This is a genomic window from Hyphomicrobium sp., from assembly GCF_019744875.1.
Lineage (GTDB): Bacteria > Pseudomonadota > Alphaproteobacteria > Rhizobiales > Hyphomicrobiaceae > Hyphomicrobium_C.
Map to the genome: position 1 here is coordinate 466,460 of NZ_JAIETU010000005.1, position 15,821 is coordinate 482,280.

Genomic DNA, 15,821 nt, shown 5'->3' on the forward strand with positions numbered 1-15,821 from the left:
TCGGGCCGGTTCCGAATTGAGGGTTGAAAAATCAGGCTTTGGATTTCGCCACGCGGGAGAGCGCGCGGGCGAGACGTTCGACGCCTTCGGCGATGTCATCGTCCGACACGGTCAGGGGCGGGAGAACGCGCACGACGTTGTCGCCGGCGCCGACCAGCAGCAGCTTCTCGGACAGCGCAGCGGAAACGACTTCGGGCGGCGCAACTGTCAGCTTGACGCCGACGAGAAGGCCCTGGCCGCGGATTTCGGCGACGAGATCCGGGAACTGGTCCTGGATGCGGGCAAGGCTCTGGCGGAGGCGCAGCGCCTTCTGCTGCACGGCCTCGAAGAACCCGGGCGCCAGGACGATGTCGAGCACGGCGTTGCCGACCGCCGTCGCCAGCGGATTGCCGCCGAACGTCGATCCATGCATGCCGGGCGTAAGGCCCTGGGCCGCGCGCTCGGTCGCGAGCACCGCGCCCAGCGGGAAGCCGCCGCCGATGCCTTTCGCGACGGCCATCAGATCCGGCGTGACGCCGGCCCATTCATACGAGAAGAAGCGGCCGGAGCGGCCGACGCCGGTCTGGACCTCGTCGAACACGAGCAGGATGCCGGCTTCGTCGCAGAGCGCGCGCAGGCCGGCGAGATAATCGGACGATCCGACGTGGACGCCGCCTTCGCCCTGCACGGGCTCGACCATGACGGCGGCCGTTTCAGGCCCGATGGCGGCGCGGACGGCCTCGAGATCGTTGTAGGGCACATGATCGAAGCCCGGCATTTCGGGTCCGAAGCCTTCGAGGTACTTCGCGTTGCCGGCAGCCGCCAGCGTCGCCAGCGTGCGGCCGTGGAAGGCGCCGTTGCAGGTGATGATGCGATTGCGCTCGGGGTTGCCCGCCACCGCGTGGAAGCGGCGCGCGGCCTTGATGACGCCCTCGCAGGCTTCAGCCCCGGAGTTACAGAAGAACACCTTGTCGGCAAAGGTCGTCTCGACGAGGCGGCCCGCCAGCTTCTCCTGGCCCGCCACGCGATAGAGATTGGACGTGTGCCAGAGCTTTTCGGCCTGGTCCTTCAGGGTCGCGACGAGGTGAGGATGGGCATGGCCCAGCGCGTTGACCGCGACGCCCGACCCGAAATCCAGGTAGCGCTCGCCGGTCTCGGTCTCCAGCCACGCGCCATCGCCGCGGGCGAAGACAATATCCTGTCGCGCGTATGTGCTCATGACCGCAGGCGACGGGCCCTGTGATGCACCCGTCTGGCTGGCGGTCGAAGCTGCGAGGGGTTTGGACATCGTGCCCACACCGCTCCCCCAAAAAAGACGAAAGCCGCCCTCCCGGCGGCCACGCGAAAGCAGGCGTGATAAGGGAAGGAGTGTCTAAAGTCAACGTAGTCCGGGATTTGAAGGGGGCTTCGAGGCGGCGGGCGGTCGACGCCGGAATATACATCCGCCAACAGACTACAGCAGCGTCCGGCGGCAATTTAATTGCGGGGACAGATGCGCCGCGCCAATAGCCGTGGGGATCTGGCGACTCAATCTGTGGCGATAGCGCCACTCGTCCCCTGTCAATACCCCCGTTTTCGATAACGGCGCCTTGTACAAGAAAATCAAGTTATTGTAGGTTAACGGCATCCAGACACGACATGTCGCGCTTTACAGCGGCTGATCGGGTGTTCCACGTCTGGGTTGCGTTCGGACCTTGTATATCAACGGCTTAGCCGCGGTCCGCCTCTAGTTCCTGCGTCATCATCAGTTCGCGTTGCGGGTAGCAGCAGCTCCGCTCACGCTTGGCGTGTGTTCATCACGCCGTGCCGGAGTAGCCGCCGCTTTCTCGTGCGCCTTGCCTGTCCGGGTCGTCAGCCTGGAGGGCCACCTTTTGGGGAGCGCAGATACAATGGCCTGGAACGACGAACGCGTCGATCTCTTGAAGAAGCTCTGGTCGGAAGGCCTTTCCGCCAGCCAGATCGCCGGACGCCTCGGTGGCGTCACCCGCAATGCCGTGATCGGCAAGGTCCATCGCCTCGGACTTTCCGGCCGCGCGACCACATCGCGCATGAAATCGCACCGCCCTCGCGCCCGCGCCGCAACGGCTGCCGGCGCGCGCCGCATGCAGCAGAAGACGCGTTTCGCCCAGCAGGGCAACCCGGCGCTGCGCGCGCTCTACCAGCCCGAAGCCGAGCCCTATACGCCGCAGGCCGAAGAGCTCGTCATCCCGATGAAGGAGCGCCGCTCCATCCAGACGCTCACCGAGTGCAGCTGCCGCTGGCCGATCGGCGATCCGCAGGCCTCCGACTTCCACTTCTGCGGTAAGAACAAGGTCAACGGCCTGCCCTACTGCGAATTCCATGCTCGCCGCGCCTTCCAGCCGCCGCAGCCGCGCCGCCGCGAGCGCGAGATCGAACGCCTGCCGGCGCTCGCATCCGCCTCCAGCAAGGAGCCGGCTGACGCCTAAGGCGACGCCTCGCTAAAGTTTCCGGGGGGATGGGTCGGGCATGCCGGGGGGCGTGCCCGACCCAACTTTTTTTGGGAGAGCGGGCTTCGCAATGTCCGGTCAGGCCTTCGGCGGCAGGCGCGCGGCGTCCAGGGCGTCCTTCAGCGCGCGGGCGAAATCGCGGCGCTCGTCGTCGTTGAGGAGACGGGCAAACTCCAGCTCGCGGCCGTGCGAGGCGATTTTCAGATGCGTGCCGCCGTCGGGCCGCTCGGTGAGCAGGAGACGGACCCAATAGGGATTGAATTCGAAGGCGCGCGTTTCGCCGGAAGCGGAAACCTGTTTCAGCGTCAGGGCGTTGGAGGTCAGCTCCACGAGCTCGTAGGCGCGCGCGGCGCGGTAGTTGAGCTTGAACGCGATGTAGATCAGAAGCACGTCCAGGCCGAAGAAGCCCGTCACCGGCCACGCGCCCATGATCAGAAACACCATTCCGGTCACGAAGCTTGCCCCGCCAATGGCGAGCATCAAAATCAGAAAGCCCTTCGGCTCCAGCGAGCGATGCGGGTGGAGGAGGGCGCGAAAGACACTCGCGTCTGCGGGTGCGGGTCCGATACTATCCATCGGAAGAGCCTACCTACGAGATCGATCTTGTCAAAGCGCCCCTCCGTCCCGGATCGTTCCCAGGCGACGCTCCGCCCACGCAAATCCGCCGCCAAGCCCGCCAAAGGCCGCCCCGCTGCACCACGGGCCGCCAAGCCCAAGGCTGCCGCCAAGCGGGGACTGCTGACGTCGGCCGAGATCGCGGAGATCTTCAGGCGCTTCGCGGCGGCAAACCCCGAGCCCAAAGGCGAACTCGAGTACAGCAACCCGTTCACGCTGCTCGTCGCGGTGGTGCTCTCGGCCCAGGCGACGGACGCCGGGGTCAACAAGGCGACGCGGGCGCTGTTCCGGTTGGCGGACACGCCGGCCAAGATGCTCGCGCTCGGCGAAGACACCGTGCGGGAGCACGTGAAAACGATCGGGCTGTTTCGCGCCAAAGCAAAGAACGTCATCCTGCTCAGCGAGAAGCTCATCCGGGAGTTCGGCGGCGAAGTTCCCGAGGATCGCGACGCGCTGGAGACACTGCCGGGCGTGGGCCGGAAAACGGCCAACGTGGTCATGAACGTCGCGTTCGGCGCGGCGACGATGGCCGTCGACACGCACGTGCTCCGCGTCTCGAACCGCACCGGGCTTTCGGACGGCACGACACCGCTGCTGGTCGAGGCGGATCTCCTCGCGCGCATTCCGCCCGAGTACGGCGTGCCGGCCCACCATTGGCTGATCCTACACGGCCGCTATGTGTGCAAGGCGCGCAAGCCGGAGTGCCCCGCCTGCCTGATCCGGGACATCTGCCGCTATCCCGCCAAGACGCTCGATTGAGCAAGTCTCTCGGTTGAGCAAGTCGTCGGCCACGGAGCCCTGAAACCGGGCAGACCGCGGATTGGTTTACCAGTCGTCAACCACCCCCGACAACATTTCCGCCTGCAGCGTCCCGATTAGGCGCCTCTTAAATCCGTCAGCCGGCATACTGCAACCTCATGCCGAGACGCGCATGTGCTGCGCCGGTCATACGGAGATCCGTAGTCTAGATGTCGTGCCGAACTCAACCGGACGCCACGTCCGCCCTTCCGGGCTCCGGAGCGGCGACCGACACAGAGCGCCTGCTCGAGCAGGCCAACAAGCTCTCGTCGCTCAATGCGTGGTTCGAAGTCGCGCTGAACAACATGGCCCGCGGGCTGTCGATGTTCGATGCCGACAAGCGCCTGATCGTCTGCAACGCGCTCTACCGCGAAATCTACGACCTGCCCGAATTCCTCACGGCGCCCGGCACACCGCTGGCGACGATCATCGCCTTCCACGCCGCCCGCGCGGGCTCTGCCAACACGGCCGAGGAAATGAAGCGCCAGCAGGCCTGGATCGAGCAGCACAGCGTGGAGCTGCGCCAGGGCAAGACGTTCACGCACACGCAGCACCTCCAGGACGGACGCATCGTGCTCGTGACCAATCAGCCGCTCGCCGACGGCGGCTGGGTGGACATCCAGGAAGACATCACCGAGCGTACGCTGGCGGAAAAGCGTATCGCGTGGCTGGCGCGCCATTGCCCGCTGACCGAGATCGCAAACCGGTTCCATCTGCGCGAACGGCTCGAACACGAGATCGAAAGCCTGCTTCCGAACGAGCGCCTCGCCGTCCACCTGATCGACCTCGATCACTTCAAACAAGTGAACGACTCGCTGGGACATGCCGCGGGCGACGCCGTTCTGAAGGCCGTCGCCAAACGCATGTGCTCGACGGTGCGCGACACGGATTTCGTGGGGCGCCTCGGCGGCGACGAATTCGCGATCATCCAGAAGCATGTCGTCGACGGCGACCAGGCGGCGTGCCTCGCCAGCCGGCTGGTCACGATCCTGAATGCCCCCTATCGCGTGCTCGGCTCGCGCACCGGCATCGGGGCCAGCATCGGCATCTCGATCTGCCCGGATCACGGCACCGACGCCGACACGCTGCTGCAGCGCGCCGATACCGCGCTCTACCTCGTCAAATCGAGCGGACGTGGCGATGCTGCCATCTACCGGGCGGCCGACGAGCAGATCGCGCGGGACCGCATCGCGCTGCAGGCGGACCTGCAAGGGGCGCTGAAGCGCAACGAACTCGTTCTCCACTATCAACCGGTCGTCGATGTCGCCGCCGGAACGGTCACGGGATGCGAGGCGCTGATGCGCTGGAACCATCCGAGGCTCGGCGTTCTGCCGCCCTCGATGTTCATTCCGATCGCAGAGAAAACCGGGTTGATCGGCGAGATCGGCGCGTGGGCGCTCGGCCAGGCGTGCAAGGACGCCGCCGGGTGGCAGTCTCACATCACAGTTTCCGTCAACCTCTCGGCGTTGCAGTTCGTGAAGGGCGATCTCGCGATCTTCGTAAAGCGCGCGCTGCATGCGTCAGCCCTCGACGCGCATCGCCTCGAGATCGAGGTGGCCGAGGAGGCGCTGCTGAAACGGGAAGCGCACACGCTCGATGTGCTGCGGGATCTCAAGGCAATCGGCGTGCGCGTCGTGCTCGACGATTTCGGAACCGGTTTCGCCTCGCTCGGCTATCTGCAGAACTTTTCGTTCGACAAGGTCAAGATCGACCGGTCGCTGATCACGGATCTCGCGCAGCGGCGGGACAAGATGGCCGTCATGGGCGCGGTCACGGGGCTCGCGCAGACGCTCGGCATCGGCCCGATTGCCGAAGGCGTCGAGCTCATGGAAGAGCTCGAAGGCGCCGCCTTCGCGGGGTGTGCGCAGATGCAGGGCTTCTTCTTCAGCGAGGCCGTCCCCTGCGGTGACGTCGATCGCGCCGTGGCCGACTGCCTCATCAAGCTCGCCGAGTATCCGAAGTAGTCGCAGCGGCGCGTAACGGCGCGCGGGCGGGCGGGCCTAAGGCGTCCGCGCGGCGCTGCGATCAGCACGCACGGCGATGCCGGCCTCCGCCATGTGCTCTTTTGCCTGGCCGATCGTGTACGTGCCGAAGTGGAAGATCGACGCGGCGAGCACCGCGCTCGCGTGCCCATTCTTCACGCCGTCGACCAGATGATCCAGCGTGCCGACGCCGCCCGAGGCGATGACGGGGACCGACACGGCATCGGAAACGGCGCGCGTGAGCGCGATGTCGAAACCGGCTTTCGTGCCGTCGCGGTCCATGGAGGTGAGCAGGATTTCGCCTGCGCCCAGCGCCACGACCTCGCGCGCATAGTCAATCGCGTCGAGGCCGGTCGGCTTGCGACCTCCGTGGGTAAAGATCTCCCAGCGCGGCGCCTCGCCCTCGGCCGACACCCGCTTGGCGTCGATGGCGACGACAATGCACTGCGCGCCGAATTTCTCCGAGGCTTCCTTGACGAACGCGCGGTTGGTCACGGCCGCCGTGTTGATCGACACCTTGTCGGCGCCCGCTTCGAGCAGCTTGCGGATGTCGTCCACCGTGCGCACGCCGCCGCCAACGGTCAGCGGCATGAAGCAGCGCTCGGCCGTGCGCTCAACCACGTCGAAGATGGTGTCGCGGGCTTCGTGGGAGGCCGTGATGTCGAGGAAGCACAACTCGTCGGCGCCCGCGGCATCGTAGGCGGCGGCGGCTTCAACGGGATCGCCCGCGTCGATCAGATCGACGAAGTTCACGCCCTTGACGACGCGGCCGTCCTTTACGTCCAGGCAGGGGATGATGCGGGTTTTCAGCATTGTCTCGCTCGTCACAGCGCTCAGTCGTGTTGGCCGGGTATCATATTCCGATTGGATGCCACAAGACGGGCTGTTCAGACATGGGCGACTTCGAAGGATTTTTAGGCGCAGTTCCGTACCTCATCGGCGTGAGCGCCCTTGGCTTTTTGGTCATCGCGATCGGCGTGCTGTTCAAACGGGAGTGGGCGCGGCGGGAGCTCGTGGCACTCCGCAAGGCGTACCAAGAAACTGACGTAAGCGACCCTCAATACAACACGGTCCGGGCGCTTTACTTAGCCGCGAGGGCCGACCACGACCGGCACGCCGGCGCCGACAAGCTGAGCACGGCCCACGACTCAAGCGGTGATCCCGGGGATGGCGGATCAGGCGGAGACTAGCCGCCGCCACTAAGTGGCGGCCAACAGGGCCAGCGCTTCCTTGGGATCAACGCGCCCGTCGTAAAGCGCGCGGCCTGTGATGGCGCCTTCGAGCATCGCATACTCGGGGCGGAGCAGCGCTTTCACGTCGTCGATGGAGGCAAGGCCGCCGGACGCGATGACGGGAATGCTCGTCGAGCGGGCGAGTTCGGCCGTCGAGTCCAGGTTCAGGCCCTTGAGCACGCCGTCGCGGTCGATGTCGGTGTAGATGATCGCCGCGACGCCGGCGTCCTCGAAGCGAGACGCGAGCTCGATGGCCGTCAGCTCCGACGTCTCCGCCCAGCCCTCGACCGCGACCTTGCCGCCCTTGGCGTCGATGCCGACGGCGATGCGGCCCGGGAAGCGCTTGCAGGCGTCGCGCACGAAGCTGGGATCGCGCACGGCGGCAGTGCCCAGGATGACTCGGCGGATGCCACGGCCGAGCCAATCCTCGACGGTCGCCAGATCGCGAATGCCGCCACCGAGCTGGGCGGGCATGCGGATCGCCTTCAGGATGGCATCCACGGCTGCGGCGTTGACCGGGCGGCCTTCGAAGGCGCCGTTCAGGTCGACGATGTGCAGATAGCCGAAGCCCTGCTGCTCGAAGCTTCGCGCCTGGGCGGCCGGATCGTCATTGAAGACGGTGGCTGCGTTCATATCGCCGAGTTTGAGACGAACGCACTGGCCATCCTTAAGATCGATCGCGGGGAATAGGATCACGTTCTGTCCTGTCCTCTAGCGGCGGGGTGCCGCCATCAGATTGCTACGTTTGGACCCGATCAATAGAACTTGCCGTCTAGCGTCAAGTCCGTGTGTTGCAGCATGCCCAGTCCCGCCCATCTCGTCGCCGACCCGCGCGCCTCCCGCCCGCCGTTGTGCGAGGCCGACGCGGTCGATATCTGGATCGCGCGGTGGCTCAAAATTCGCCGCCGCGACCTCATCAGCCGCTACGATTGCGATCCTCGGCGGCTGTACGAAATCTGGCAGGAAGAACGCTTCGCCGGCAGCCGCGACAAAGCACTGTCGGTGTTCCTCGAGCGGTTTCCCTCGCTTGCCGACCGGATCGATCCGGGACCGCACGTGCGCCACTCGAAAGCAGCTCATCCAGACCAAATGAGGCTCTTCGACTAGCTGCCGAGGCCGCTACACATCGCATGCAGCATTATGCCGTATTGCGCTGATTTTACTTACATGTTTTAGGTTGATGTGAACCCGGGCCTAGCGAATCCAGCGCTTGCGCCGGCAACCGCTGCCACGGTCTCAACGCGCGGCTACCCTCAAGAGAACAAAATTCGAACGGACTCTGGACGTGGTGAGCGACTCATGCCACGTTCCCTCTACGTTCTCACCGCGTCCGACCCCGTCCTCCTCGCCCAACGGAGAGCCTCAAATGCGCACCTATCTCATCTCTTACGATCTCGCCAAGCCGCACCTTCTCAAGCACGTCGTCGCGCAGGCCATCATGGCCGCCGGTCAGAGCTGGGCCCGCCCGCTCGAGCAGACCTGGTTCGTGCGCACGGAGGAAAGTGAGGAAGCGCTCGAGGCCAAGCTGACGCGCATTCTCGATTCCGACGACGGGCTGCTCATCCAGCGCGTCAAGGAAGACGCCGTGCTGACCAACACCTCGGTGCGCTGGTTCAAGCAGCGCCAGGGTGGCGTCGAGATCACTGCCGATTCCAACATCATCGCGTTCCCGATGGCGCCTGCCGGGCCGACCGACGAGCCGGAGCTGCCGTTCGCAGAAGCCTGCTAAGCGGCGCCTGAAACTTCGGCTCGTGAAACTTTGGCGCGTCGGGGAACGTAGAGAGACAGAGCCGGCCGGGTGTTCCCCCCCCCCCTCGCACCCGGTCCTGCTCTTCAAGGGAGGCTTTCGAGCCTCCCTTTTTTGTTGCGCGTGCTTCCTGCCGGAAAACCGGTTCCCACTTTTCCGGAAGCACGCGGTTTGTTGCGCGTGCTTCCTGCCGGATACCTTGACGCTGCATGGCTCCGCCGCTCCATTGGCTTGCACGGCTCCGCCATGACCGGTTCCCACTTTTCCGGAAGCACCGCCGCTTGTTTTGCGTGCCCCGTTGTTGCGATGAGAGGGTCGAGGTGGCGTAGACTGTCGGGAAATCCTTTGCCCGTTCGTCATGGGAAGGAGCGGGCCGGACGGCGTGCCTGCACTATCCGACTGGGAGGGACTTTCAATGCGCTTCATGATCCTGGTGAAAGCGACCGCTGGCTCCGAAGCCGGCGTCCTGCCGACCGAAGACCTGGCCGGGCCGATGGCGGACTACCATGAGGACCTCGCCAAGGCGGGTGTGCTCGTTGACGGCAGCGGCCTCAAACCGACGTCCAAGGGTTTCCGGCTCAAATATGCGGGCGACATGCGGATCGTGACCGACGGTCCCTTCACCGAGACCAAGGAAATCATCGCCGGCTACACGGTGATCAAGGTCAAGTCGGTCGAAGAGGCGCTCCACTGGTTCAAACTTTTTCCGAATCCGCACCAGCAGGATTGCGAAATCGAGATGCGGCAGCTGTACGAACTGGACGACTTCGGACCGCTCGAAGCCATTGACAGGTTCCGGGAGTTGGGCATGAGCGGCGCGGAGAAGAAATCGTCCTAGCGACACGCTTCGCCGGATCCCTCACCATTGGCCTTCTGTCATCGTAGTTTGAGGTGCCGTTACGCGTTCAGGAACTCGCTGGCTTTGAAGAGCGACTGGAAGGGGATGCCGGCGTTTTCATAAAGCGCGGCGGCGCCTTCCTCGCGATCCAGGATCGAGATCACGAGCGTGATCACCGCGCCCGCCGCCGTGAGGGCCTCGACCGCCTTCATGGCGGAGCCGCCCGTGGTGGTCACGTCCTCGACGATGACGACGCGCTTGCCCTTCACGTCCGACAGGCCGTCGATGAGTTTCTTGGTCCCGTGATCCTTCACCGTCTTGCGAACGAAAAAGCCGGGCAGCGGGCGCCCCGCGCGGCGGCTCACGATGGAAATCGGCGTGATGAGCGGCACCGCGCCCATTTCGAGACCGCCGACGATGTCGGCTTCCACATCGGCGAGGCGCGCATAGATCAGTTCGGCCAGCAGCTCGGCGCCCTCAGGGTCGAACATCGAGGGCTTCATGTCGAAGTAGTGGTCGCTCTCCTTGCCCGACGCCAGCACGATGTAGCCGCGCACGAAGGACTTCGACTTGACGATGTCATAGAGGCGCGCGCGGGCGTCGGCGGGACTGGCGGCTGGACTGGTCATGGGGGCAATCTTCCAAAATGAGGTTTTCCTGCTGATAGACGCCCCGCGCACGGGCGTCCACCCATCGGTTGCCCCTGTCCTCGCCGGAAACGGCTCGGCGCTAGGGCGCCCACTTCAGGAAGTTGGCGATCAGGGACAGGCCGAGGGTCTGGCTTTTCTCGGGGTGGAACTGCGTGCCGGCCACGTTGTCCCGGGCGATCAGCGCCGTGACCGGCCCGCCGTAGTCCGTTTCCGCGACGACGGCGGCGCGGTCGGCCGGGACAAAGTGATAGGAGTGCACGAAGTACGCGTGCAGGCCGTTGGCGCCGGCTGGAATGCCGTCGAGCAGCGCGTGCGGGCTTTTCACGTCGAGCGTGTTCCAGCCCATGTGCGGGATCTTGAGCGCCGGGTCGGCGGGCTCGATGGCGCGGACCTCGCCGGAGATCCAATCGAGACCCTTGGTGGTTTCGAACTCCAGGCCGCGCGAGGCGAGCAACTGCATGCCGACGCAGATGCCGAGGAACGGGCGGCCCTTGCCGTGCACCGTCTCCTCGAGTGCGGCGGTCATGCCGGGCAGGGCTTCGAGCCCGCGCTTGCAGTCGGCGTAGGCGCCGACGCCCGGCAGCACGACGCGATCGGCCGCGCGCACATCCTCGGCGCGGGCGCTCACCAGAATTTCCGAGTTGGCTCCGGATTCACGGGCTGCGCGCTCGAACGCCTTGGCGGCGGAATGCAGGTTTCCGGATCCGTAATCGATGATGACGACGCGTTGCATGCGGCTCAGGGCTTTAGGGGAAATTTGCTGCGAAGGCGGGCGGAGAGTTCGTCCAGCGAGCGCTGAATGCGGGCGGCCGTGTCGTTGCGATCGTCAAACCGCGTGCCCCCTGCCGTTGACGGCGTGTCGTCCACGCCCGGCAGCCAGTATTCGAAGAAGCGCCGCTCGGCCTCGTCCTGGCCCGCGGCATTGACGGTTGCGATCTGGCGCCATCCGGCGGCCGACAGGGACCAGCGGCGAAGCTCGCTCATCTCCAGGCCGACGATGAGGTTGAGAAACAGCATCGCCCAGCCGATCCAGTCCGGTTGAGCGCCGAGCGCCTGCATCACGCCCGCCAGCACCGCCGCGACGACGATGTAGAGCGCGAGCGCGCGCCATTCGCCGCGAAACAGCAGATAGAACGGCGAGAAGATCGCGGCCGACCAGGAAAAGCCGTCGCGAATGAACACAAGGCTCTCGGCCCGCTCATCCTTCGAGCCGGCCGTCTGCGGCGGCTCGTGGATCGTGTAGGCCGCCATGCGCGATGGCCGGGCGATGAGCGCTCCAAGCATCAGGCCAACATTCCCTTCGTTGACGGTATGCGGCCCGCCTGCCGCGGATCCAGCGCGACGGCCGCCCGCAGTGCGCGCGCGACGCCCTTGAAGCACGTCTCGGCGATGTGATGGTTGTTCTCGCCGTACAGGTTCTCGATGTGCAGCGTGATGCCGGCATTCTGGGCGAAGGCCTGGAAGAATTCGCGGAACAGCTCCGTGTCCATCTCGCCGATCTTGGGCTGCGAGAAGGCCACCTTCCAGATGAGATACGGCCGGCCCGACACGTCGAGGGCGACCCGCGTCAGCGTCTCGTCCATGGGCAGGTGCACGTCGGCGTAGCGCGTGATGCCCTGCTTGTCGCCGAGCGCCTTCGCCACCGCCTGGCCGAGCACGATGCCGACGTCTTCCGTCGTGTGATGGAAATCGATGTGCAGGTCGCCCTTGGCTTCAAGTTTGATGTCGAGGAGCCCGTGGCGCGCAAGCTGCTCCAGCATATGATCGAGGAAGCCGACGCCGGTCACGATGTCGAACGTGCCGGTACCGTCGAGATCGACGGTCGCGCTGATCTGCGTTTCCTTGGTTCTGCGCGAGATGGTCGCTTGGCGCTTCACGTCGTAGATCCTCACTTCAGCCGAACCGTCGGCGCATCGAGGGCGTCGCGATAGAGCCTTGATTATGCTCCAGCACTCCCCCAGGTATTGCTTCGCCTGCGGCGCTCGCCGCGGCGGGCATCCGGCCCGCCATTATTGCGTTGCCGGACCCAAGCGTCTATCAGCTTCAGGGGCCCCGATCCAGTGCGTGAGGCGCGCTTCGGGGCCGTTCTCGCTCCCATTTTGCCCATCCTCTCCTTTGGCTCAGGTTTTATGTCCCATCCTGCACATTCGACGACCGACGGCGCCTCCTGGCACGCCACCACCATTCTCACCGTGCGCAAGAACGGACGGGTGGTGATCGCCGGCGATGGACAAGTGAGCCTTGGCGCGACGATCATCAAGGCCAACGCGCGCAAGGTGCGGCAGCTTGGCAAAGGCGGCGTGATCGCCGGGTTCGCGGGCGCGACCGCCGACGCGTTTACCCTGTTCGAACGCCTTGAAGCGAAGCTCGAGCAGTATCCCGGGCAGCTCATGCGCGCGGCGGTGGAGCTCGCGAAGGACTGGCGCACGGACCGGTTCCTGCGCCGCCTCGAAGCGATGATGATCGTTGCCGACCGCGACACCACGCTTGTGCTGACCGGCACGGGTGACGTGCTCGAACCGGCTCAGCACGTCATGGGCATCGGCTCGGGGGGAATGTATGCGCTGGCGGCCGCGCGTGCGTTGCTGGACCAGCCGCTCGATGCGGAAGAGATCGCGCGCAAAGCGATGGCGATCGCGGGCGAGATCTGCGTCTACACCAACGACAACCTGGTCGTCGAAAGCCTGCCGTCCTCAGTTTAACCCGGCCACGTTCTGGCGCCTGTTCCCGGCGATGCTGAACGTTTCGGTCGCCGGCCTCAAAGTCGTATCGGAGTAAACACACACCATGCCGGGGCTCCAATGATCACCGACGACCATGTCGCGACTGCCGTCGCGCAGGGCATCATCACGCCCGAGCAGGCAAGCAGGCTTCAGGCGCTCACTGGCGCGCAAGCGCCGGACGTATCCGCCGCCGAGGCCGCATCGGATCCCGATGACGAGCGTTTTCGCCTGATCGGCGGCTTCAACGACGTATTCGTCACCATCGGCGTGGGGCTTCTGATCTCCGCACTGTTCGGGCTCGCGCGCGTGCTCGAATTGACGTCCGGCTTCTCGGTGCTGGCGCTTGTGTTCGCCTGGGGTTTGTCGGAAGTGTTTTCGCGCCGGATGCGGCTGGCGCTGCCCTCGATCGTGCTGGCCTTCATGTTCGCAGGCGCAGCGGCGCTACTCGCGGGATCGCTGGCGGACGGCGCCTTCGCCGCGATGGGCGTGACAAGCGAGGCCGCTGCGTCGTGGTCGCTCGTCGTCGCGGCAGCGGCATCCGCGGTTGCGGCCTTCGTGCACGAGCGCCGCTTTCAGGTGCCGATCGATACCGCCATCACGGCGGGCTCTGTCATATGCGCGACAATCCTGGGCGCGACCGCCGCTTTCCCGGCGTGGTCCGGCGGCCTTACGATCCTGCTTACGGCGCTGTTCGGATTTGGCGTCTTCCTTGCCGCGCTGCGCATCGACGCCACGGATCCGCAACGCGTGACGCGACGGTCGGACGTGGCCTTCTGGCTGCACATGCTCGCAGCCCCCATGATCGTGCGCTCGGTGATGCCGCTCGCGACGGCCGGCACCTCGGAAATCGACGCGCTCCGGGCGCTGTTCATGCTGGCGGCGTTCGCCCTCCTCGGCCTCGTTGCGCTGGTGATCGACCGCCGGGCGCTGCTCGTCTCGGGGCTCACCTACGCGGGCATCGCCATCGCGTATCTTCTTTCGCAGAGCGTCAACCAGGAGGGCCTCGGCCTGTCGCTGACGCTGCTCAGCCTGGCGGCGGTCGTGCTCACGCTTTCGGCCGGCTGGCGCTCGCTGCGCAAGGCCATCGTGCCGCGCCTGCCGCTCGGCCGCTTGCACTCTCTCGTTCCCCCGCCCACGTGAGACGCGCGTGTAGTGATCGGGAAACGCGAATTTCGGAATCGGGACACTAGACCATGACCACCTTCTCTCCGCGCGAAATCGTCTCCGAGCTCGACCGCTATATCGTCGGGCAGGGCGACGCCAAGCGCGCCGTCGCCATCGCGCTTCGCAACCGCTGGCGCCGCCAGCAGCTCGAAGGTCCTCTCAAGGACGAGGTGCTGCCGAAGAACATCCTGATGATCGGGCCGACCGGCGTCGGCAAGACAGAGATCTCGCGCAGGCTTGCCAAGCTCGCGGGCGCGCCGTTCCTCAAGGTCGAGGCGACGAAGTTCACGGAGGTCGGCTACGTCGGCCGCGACGTCGAGAGCATCATCCGCGATCTCGTGGAAGTCGGCTTGGCGCTGGTGCGGGAAGCGCGTCGTAAAGAAGTGCGCGCGCAGGCCGAGAAGAACGCCGAAGAGCGCGTGCTCGACGCGCTCGTGGGCCCGACCGCATCGCCCGGCACGCGCGAATCCTTCCGCAAGCGGCTGCGCAGCAACGAGCTCAACGACAAGATCATCGAGGTCCAGGTCGCGGACGTGGGTGGCGCCAACATGCCGATGTTCGATCTTCCCGGCATGCCCGGCGGCTCCGTCGGCGCGATCAACATCGGCGACATGCTCGGCAAGATGATGGGCGGGCGCACCAAGCCGCGGCGCGTTACCGTGAAGGACAGCCACAACCTGCTGATCGCCGAAGAGAGCGACAAGCTGATCGATACCGAACAGATCACGGCGGAGGCGCTGCACGCCGTCGAGAACAACGGCATCGTGTTCCTGGACGAGATCGACAAGATCTGCTCGCGCGGCGAGACGGGGCGCTCCGGCGCCGAAGTCTCGCGCGAAGGCGTGCAGCGCGATCTCCTGCCGCTGATCGAGGGCACGAGCGTGTCCACCAAGTACGGGCCTGTGAAGACGGACCACGTGCTGTTCATCGCGTCGGGCGCGTTTCACGTGGCGAAGCCCTCGGATCTGCTACCGGAACTGCAGGGCCGTCTGCCGATCCGCGTCGAGCTGCAGGCGCTCTCGCGCGAGGATTTCCGCCGCATCCTGACCGAGCCCGAGGCGAGCCTCATCAAGCAGTACGTGGCGCTGATGGCGACGGAGGGACTCACGATCTCGTTTACCGAGGATGCAATCGATGCGCTTGCGGATACGGCGGTGCTGGTCAACTCGACCGTCGAGAACATCGGCGCGCGGCGCTTGCAGACCGTGATGGAGCGCGTGCTGGACGAGATCTCGTTCGAGGCATCGGATCGCTCGGGCGATACCATCACCATCGACGCCGCCTACGTGACGGGGCGCGTCGGGGAGCTGGCGAAGAACACCGATCTCTCGAAGTTCATTCTCTAGCGCACAGCACCAAGGCATGAGGCGCGCATGACAGCTCTGAAACTCTTTCTCGGTGGCCTCGTGGGCCTGATCGTGGGGTGGATCGGCACGACCATCGCCACGATGGTGCTGGGCGGCTATTTCGGGCTGACCGAGTTTGAAGGCCAGCGCAGCATGACGGCTTTCTTCGGGTTCGGACCGATCGGCGGCTTGGCCGGGTTGATCGCAGGCCTCGCGCTCGGATGGCGCTGGAGCAGAGGGGCCAAGCGCGTCAGCCCATAGAGGCGCGCTTCAACGCCC

The 15,821-nt window shown here is 65.6% G+C and carries 19 protein-coding genes; 11 read left to right on the plus strand and 8 right to left on the minus strand.

Features of this window, described 5'->3' with window-relative positions:
* Positions 1–31: 31 nt before the first annotated feature.
* A complete protein-coding gene (locus K2Y42_RS12165; protein ID WP_291154035.1) occupies positions 32–1,198 on the minus strand; it encodes an aspartate aminotransferase family protein in 1,167 nt (388 codons plus the stop codon).
* Positions 1,199–1,868: 670 nt separating this feature from the next.
* Here K2Y42_RS12165 and K2Y42_RS12170 point away from each other — a divergent pair.
* Entirely contained in the window at positions 1,869–2,426 is a 558-nt protein-coding gene (locus K2Y42_RS12170) for a GcrA family cell cycle regulator (RefSeq protein WP_291152744.1), read from the plus strand.
* Positions 2,427–2,525: 99 nt separating this feature from the next.
* Here K2Y42_RS12170 and K2Y42_RS12175 read toward each other — a convergent pair whose 3' ends face one another.
* A complete protein-coding gene (locus K2Y42_RS12175; RefSeq protein WP_291152747.1) occupies positions 2,526–3,023 on the minus strand; it encodes a DUF2244 domain-containing protein in 498 nt (165 codons plus the stop codon).
* A gap of 27 nt (positions 3,024–3,050) precedes the next feature.
* Between K2Y42_RS12175 and nth the strand changes: the two genes are divergently transcribed.
* Complete coding sequence (gene nth, locus K2Y42_RS12180) at positions 3,051–3,821, plus strand: endonuclease III (protein WP_291152750.1); 771 nt, start codon at positions 3,051–3,053, stop codon at positions 3,819–3,821.
* A 209-nt stretch (positions 3,822–4,030) separates the two neighbouring features.
* On the plus strand, positions 4,031–5,824 hold the full coding sequence (locus K2Y42_RS12185; protein ID WP_291152753.1) for an EAL domain-containing protein: 1,794 nt from the start codon (positions 4,031–4,033) through the stop codon (positions 5,822–5,824).
* A gap of 36 nt (positions 5,825–5,860) precedes the next feature.
* Here the strand turns inward: K2Y42_RS12185 and hisF are convergent, their stop codons facing one another.
* On the minus strand, positions 5,861–6,655 hold the full coding sequence (gene hisF, locus K2Y42_RS12190) for an imidazole glycerol phosphate synthase subunit HisF (RefSeq protein WP_291152755.1): 795 nt from the start codon (positions 6,653–6,655) through the stop codon (positions 5,861–5,863).
* An 80-nt stretch (positions 6,656–6,735) separates the two neighbouring features.
* On the opposite strand from hisF, the gene K2Y42_RS12195 reads away from it, so the two are divergent.
* Positions 6,736–7,032, plus strand: a complete 297-nt coding sequence (locus K2Y42_RS12195; protein WP_291152757.1) for a hypothetical protein — start codon at positions 6,736–6,738, stop codon at positions 7,030–7,032.
* A gap of 9 nt (positions 7,033–7,041) precedes the next feature.
* Here K2Y42_RS12195 and hisA read toward each other — a convergent pair whose 3' ends face one another.
* Positions 7,042–7,770 carry a 1-(5-phosphoribosyl)-5-[(5-phosphoribosylamino)methylideneamino]imidazole-4-carboxamide isomerase gene (hisA, locus tag K2Y42_RS12200; protein WP_291152758.1) on the minus strand — a complete coding sequence of 243 codons (729 nt, stop codon included), beginning with the start codon at positions 7,768–7,770 and terminating at the stop codon, positions 7,042–7,044.
* A 102-nt stretch (positions 7,771–7,872) separates the two neighbouring features.
* On the opposite strand from hisA, the gene K2Y42_RS12205 reads away from it, so the two are divergent.
* From K2Y42_RS12205 to K2Y42_RS12215, 3 genes are all read left to right on the plus strand, one after another.
* The gene (locus K2Y42_RS12205; protein ID WP_291152759.1) at positions 7,873–8,181 is read left to right on the plus strand and encodes a hypothetical protein; all 309 of its coding nucleotides are present in this window, start codon (positions 7,873–7,875) and stop codon (positions 8,179–8,181) included.
* A gap of 259 nt (positions 8,182–8,440) precedes the next feature.
* Positions 8,441–8,803 (plus strand): hypothetical protein, encoded by a 363-nt coding sequence (locus tag K2Y42_RS12210; RefSeq protein WP_291152761.1) that lies wholly within the window; start codon positions 8,441–8,443, stop codon positions 8,801–8,803.
* 433 nt (positions 8,804–9,236) lie between these two features.
* Positions 9,237–9,659, plus strand: coding sequence for a YciI family protein (locus K2Y42_RS12215; RefSeq protein WP_291152763.1), 423 nt, complete (start codon positions 9,237–9,239; stop codon positions 9,657–9,659).
* Positions 9,660–9,718: 59 nt separating this feature from the next.
* Here the strand turns inward: K2Y42_RS12215 and pyrE are convergent, their stop codons facing one another.
* The 4 genes from pyrE to hisB form a co-directional block, all read right to left on the minus strand.
* Positions 9,719–10,288 carry an orotate phosphoribosyltransferase gene (gene pyrE, locus K2Y42_RS12220; RefSeq protein ID WP_291152765.1) on the minus strand — a complete coding sequence of 190 codons (570 nt, stop codon included), beginning with the start codon at positions 10,286–10,288 and terminating at the stop codon, positions 9,719–9,721.
* Positions 10,289–10,388: 100 nt separating this feature from the next.
* Entirely contained in the window at positions 10,389–11,042 is a 654-nt protein-coding gene (gene hisH, locus K2Y42_RS12225) for an imidazole glycerol phosphate synthase subunit HisH (RefSeq protein ID WP_291152768.1), read from the minus strand.
* A gap of 5 nt (positions 11,043–11,047) precedes the next feature.
* Positions 11,048–11,593, minus strand: a complete 546-nt coding sequence (locus K2Y42_RS12230; protein ID WP_291152771.1) for a DUF2628 domain-containing protein — start codon at positions 11,591–11,593, stop codon at positions 11,048–11,050.
* Positions 11,593–12,186 carry an imidazoleglycerol-phosphate dehydratase HisB gene (gene hisB / locus K2Y42_RS12235; RefSeq protein WP_291152773.1) on the minus strand — a complete coding sequence of 198 codons (594 nt, stop codon included), beginning with the start codon at positions 12,184–12,186 and terminating at the stop codon, positions 11,593–11,595. The genes K2Y42_RS12230 and hisB overlap by 1 nt, the downstream gene beginning before the upstream one ends.
* Positions 12,187–12,438: 252 nt before the next feature.
* Between hisB and hslV the strand changes: the two genes are divergently transcribed.
* From hslV to K2Y42_RS12255, 4 genes are all read left to right on the plus strand, one after another.
* Entirely contained in the window at positions 12,439–13,011 is a 573-nt protein-coding gene (gene hslV / locus K2Y42_RS12240; protein WP_291152775.1) for an ATP-dependent protease subunit HslV, read from the plus strand.
* A 99-nt stretch (positions 13,012–13,110) separates the two neighbouring features.
* Positions 13,111–14,172, plus strand: a complete 1,062-nt coding sequence (locus K2Y42_RS12245) for a hypothetical protein (RefSeq protein ID WP_291152778.1) — start codon at positions 13,111–13,113, stop codon at positions 14,170–14,172.
* A gap of 53 nt (positions 14,173–14,225) precedes the next feature.
* Positions 14,226–15,542 (plus strand): ATP-dependent protease ATPase subunit HslU, encoded by a 1,317-nt coding sequence (hslU, locus tag K2Y42_RS12250; RefSeq protein ID WP_291152780.1) that lies wholly within the window; start codon positions 14,226–14,228, stop codon positions 15,540–15,542.
* Positions 15,543–15,569: 27 nt separating this feature from the next.
* On the plus strand, positions 15,570–15,803 hold the full coding sequence (locus tag K2Y42_RS12255) for a hypothetical protein (RefSeq protein ID WP_291152782.1): 234 nt from the start codon (positions 15,570–15,572) through the stop codon (positions 15,801–15,803).
* Positions 15,804–15,821: the final 18 nt, after the last annotated feature.

Coding starts and splice junctions, on each gene's coding strand:
- hisH (WP_291152768.1), bottom strand. CDS start 11,042: ATGCAACGCGTCGTCATCATCGATTACGGATCCGGAAACCTGCATTCC.
- K2Y42_RS12230 (WP_291152771.1), bottom strand. CDS start 11,593: ATGCTTGGAGCGCTCATCGCCCGGCCATCGCGCATGGCGGCCTACACG.
- K2Y42_RS12170 (WP_291152744.1), top strand. CDS start 1,869: ATGGCCTGGAACGACGAACGCGTCGATCTCTTGAAGAAGCTCTGGTCG.
- hslV (WP_291152775.1), top strand. CDS start 12,439: ATGTCCCATCCTGCACATTCGACGACCGACGGCGCCTCCTGGCACGCC.
- K2Y42_RS12255 (WP_291152782.1), top strand. CDS start 15,570: ATGACAGCTCTGAAACTCTTTCTCGGTGGCCTCGTGGGCCTGATCGTG.
- K2Y42_RS12215 (WP_291152763.1), top strand. CDS start 9,237: ATGCGCTTCATGATCCTGGTGAAAGCGACCGCTGGCTCCGAAGCCGGC.
- K2Y42_RS12245 (WP_291152778.1), top strand. CDS start 13,111: ATGATCACCGACGACCATGTCGCGACTGCCGTCGCGCAGGGCATCATC.
- pyrE (WP_291152765.1), bottom strand. CDS start 10,288: ATGACCAGTCCAGCCGCCAGTCCCGCCGACGCCCGCGCGCGCCTCTAT.
- K2Y42_RS12210 (WP_291152761.1), top strand. CDS start 8,441: ATGCGCACCTATCTCATCTCTTACGATCTCGCCAAGCCGCACCTTCTC.
- K2Y42_RS12205 (WP_291152759.1), top strand. CDS start 7,873: ATGCCCAGTCCCGCCCATCTCGTCGCCGACCCGCGCGCCTCCCGCCCG.
- K2Y42_RS12195 (WP_291152757.1), top strand. CDS start 6,736: ATGGGCGACTTCGAAGGATTTTTAGGCGCAGTTCCGTACCTCATCGGC.
- K2Y42_RS12175 (WP_291152747.1), bottom strand. CDS start 3,023: ATGGATAGTATCGGACCCGCACCCGCAGACGCGAGTGTCTTTCGCGCC.
- hslU (WP_291152780.1), top strand. CDS start 14,226: ATGACCACCTTCTCTCCGCGCGAAATCGTCTCCGAGCTCGACCGCTAT.
- hisF (WP_291152755.1), bottom strand. CDS start 6,655: ATGCTGAAAACCCGCATCATCCCCTGCCTGGACGTAAAGGACGGCCGC.
- K2Y42_RS12185 (WP_291152753.1), top strand. CDS start 4,031: ATGTCGTGCCGAACTCAACCGGACGCCACGTCCGCCCTTCCGGGCTCC.
- K2Y42_RS12165 (WP_291154035.1), bottom strand. CDS start 1,198: ATGAGCACATACGCGCGACAGGATATTGTCTTCGCCCGCGGCGATGGC.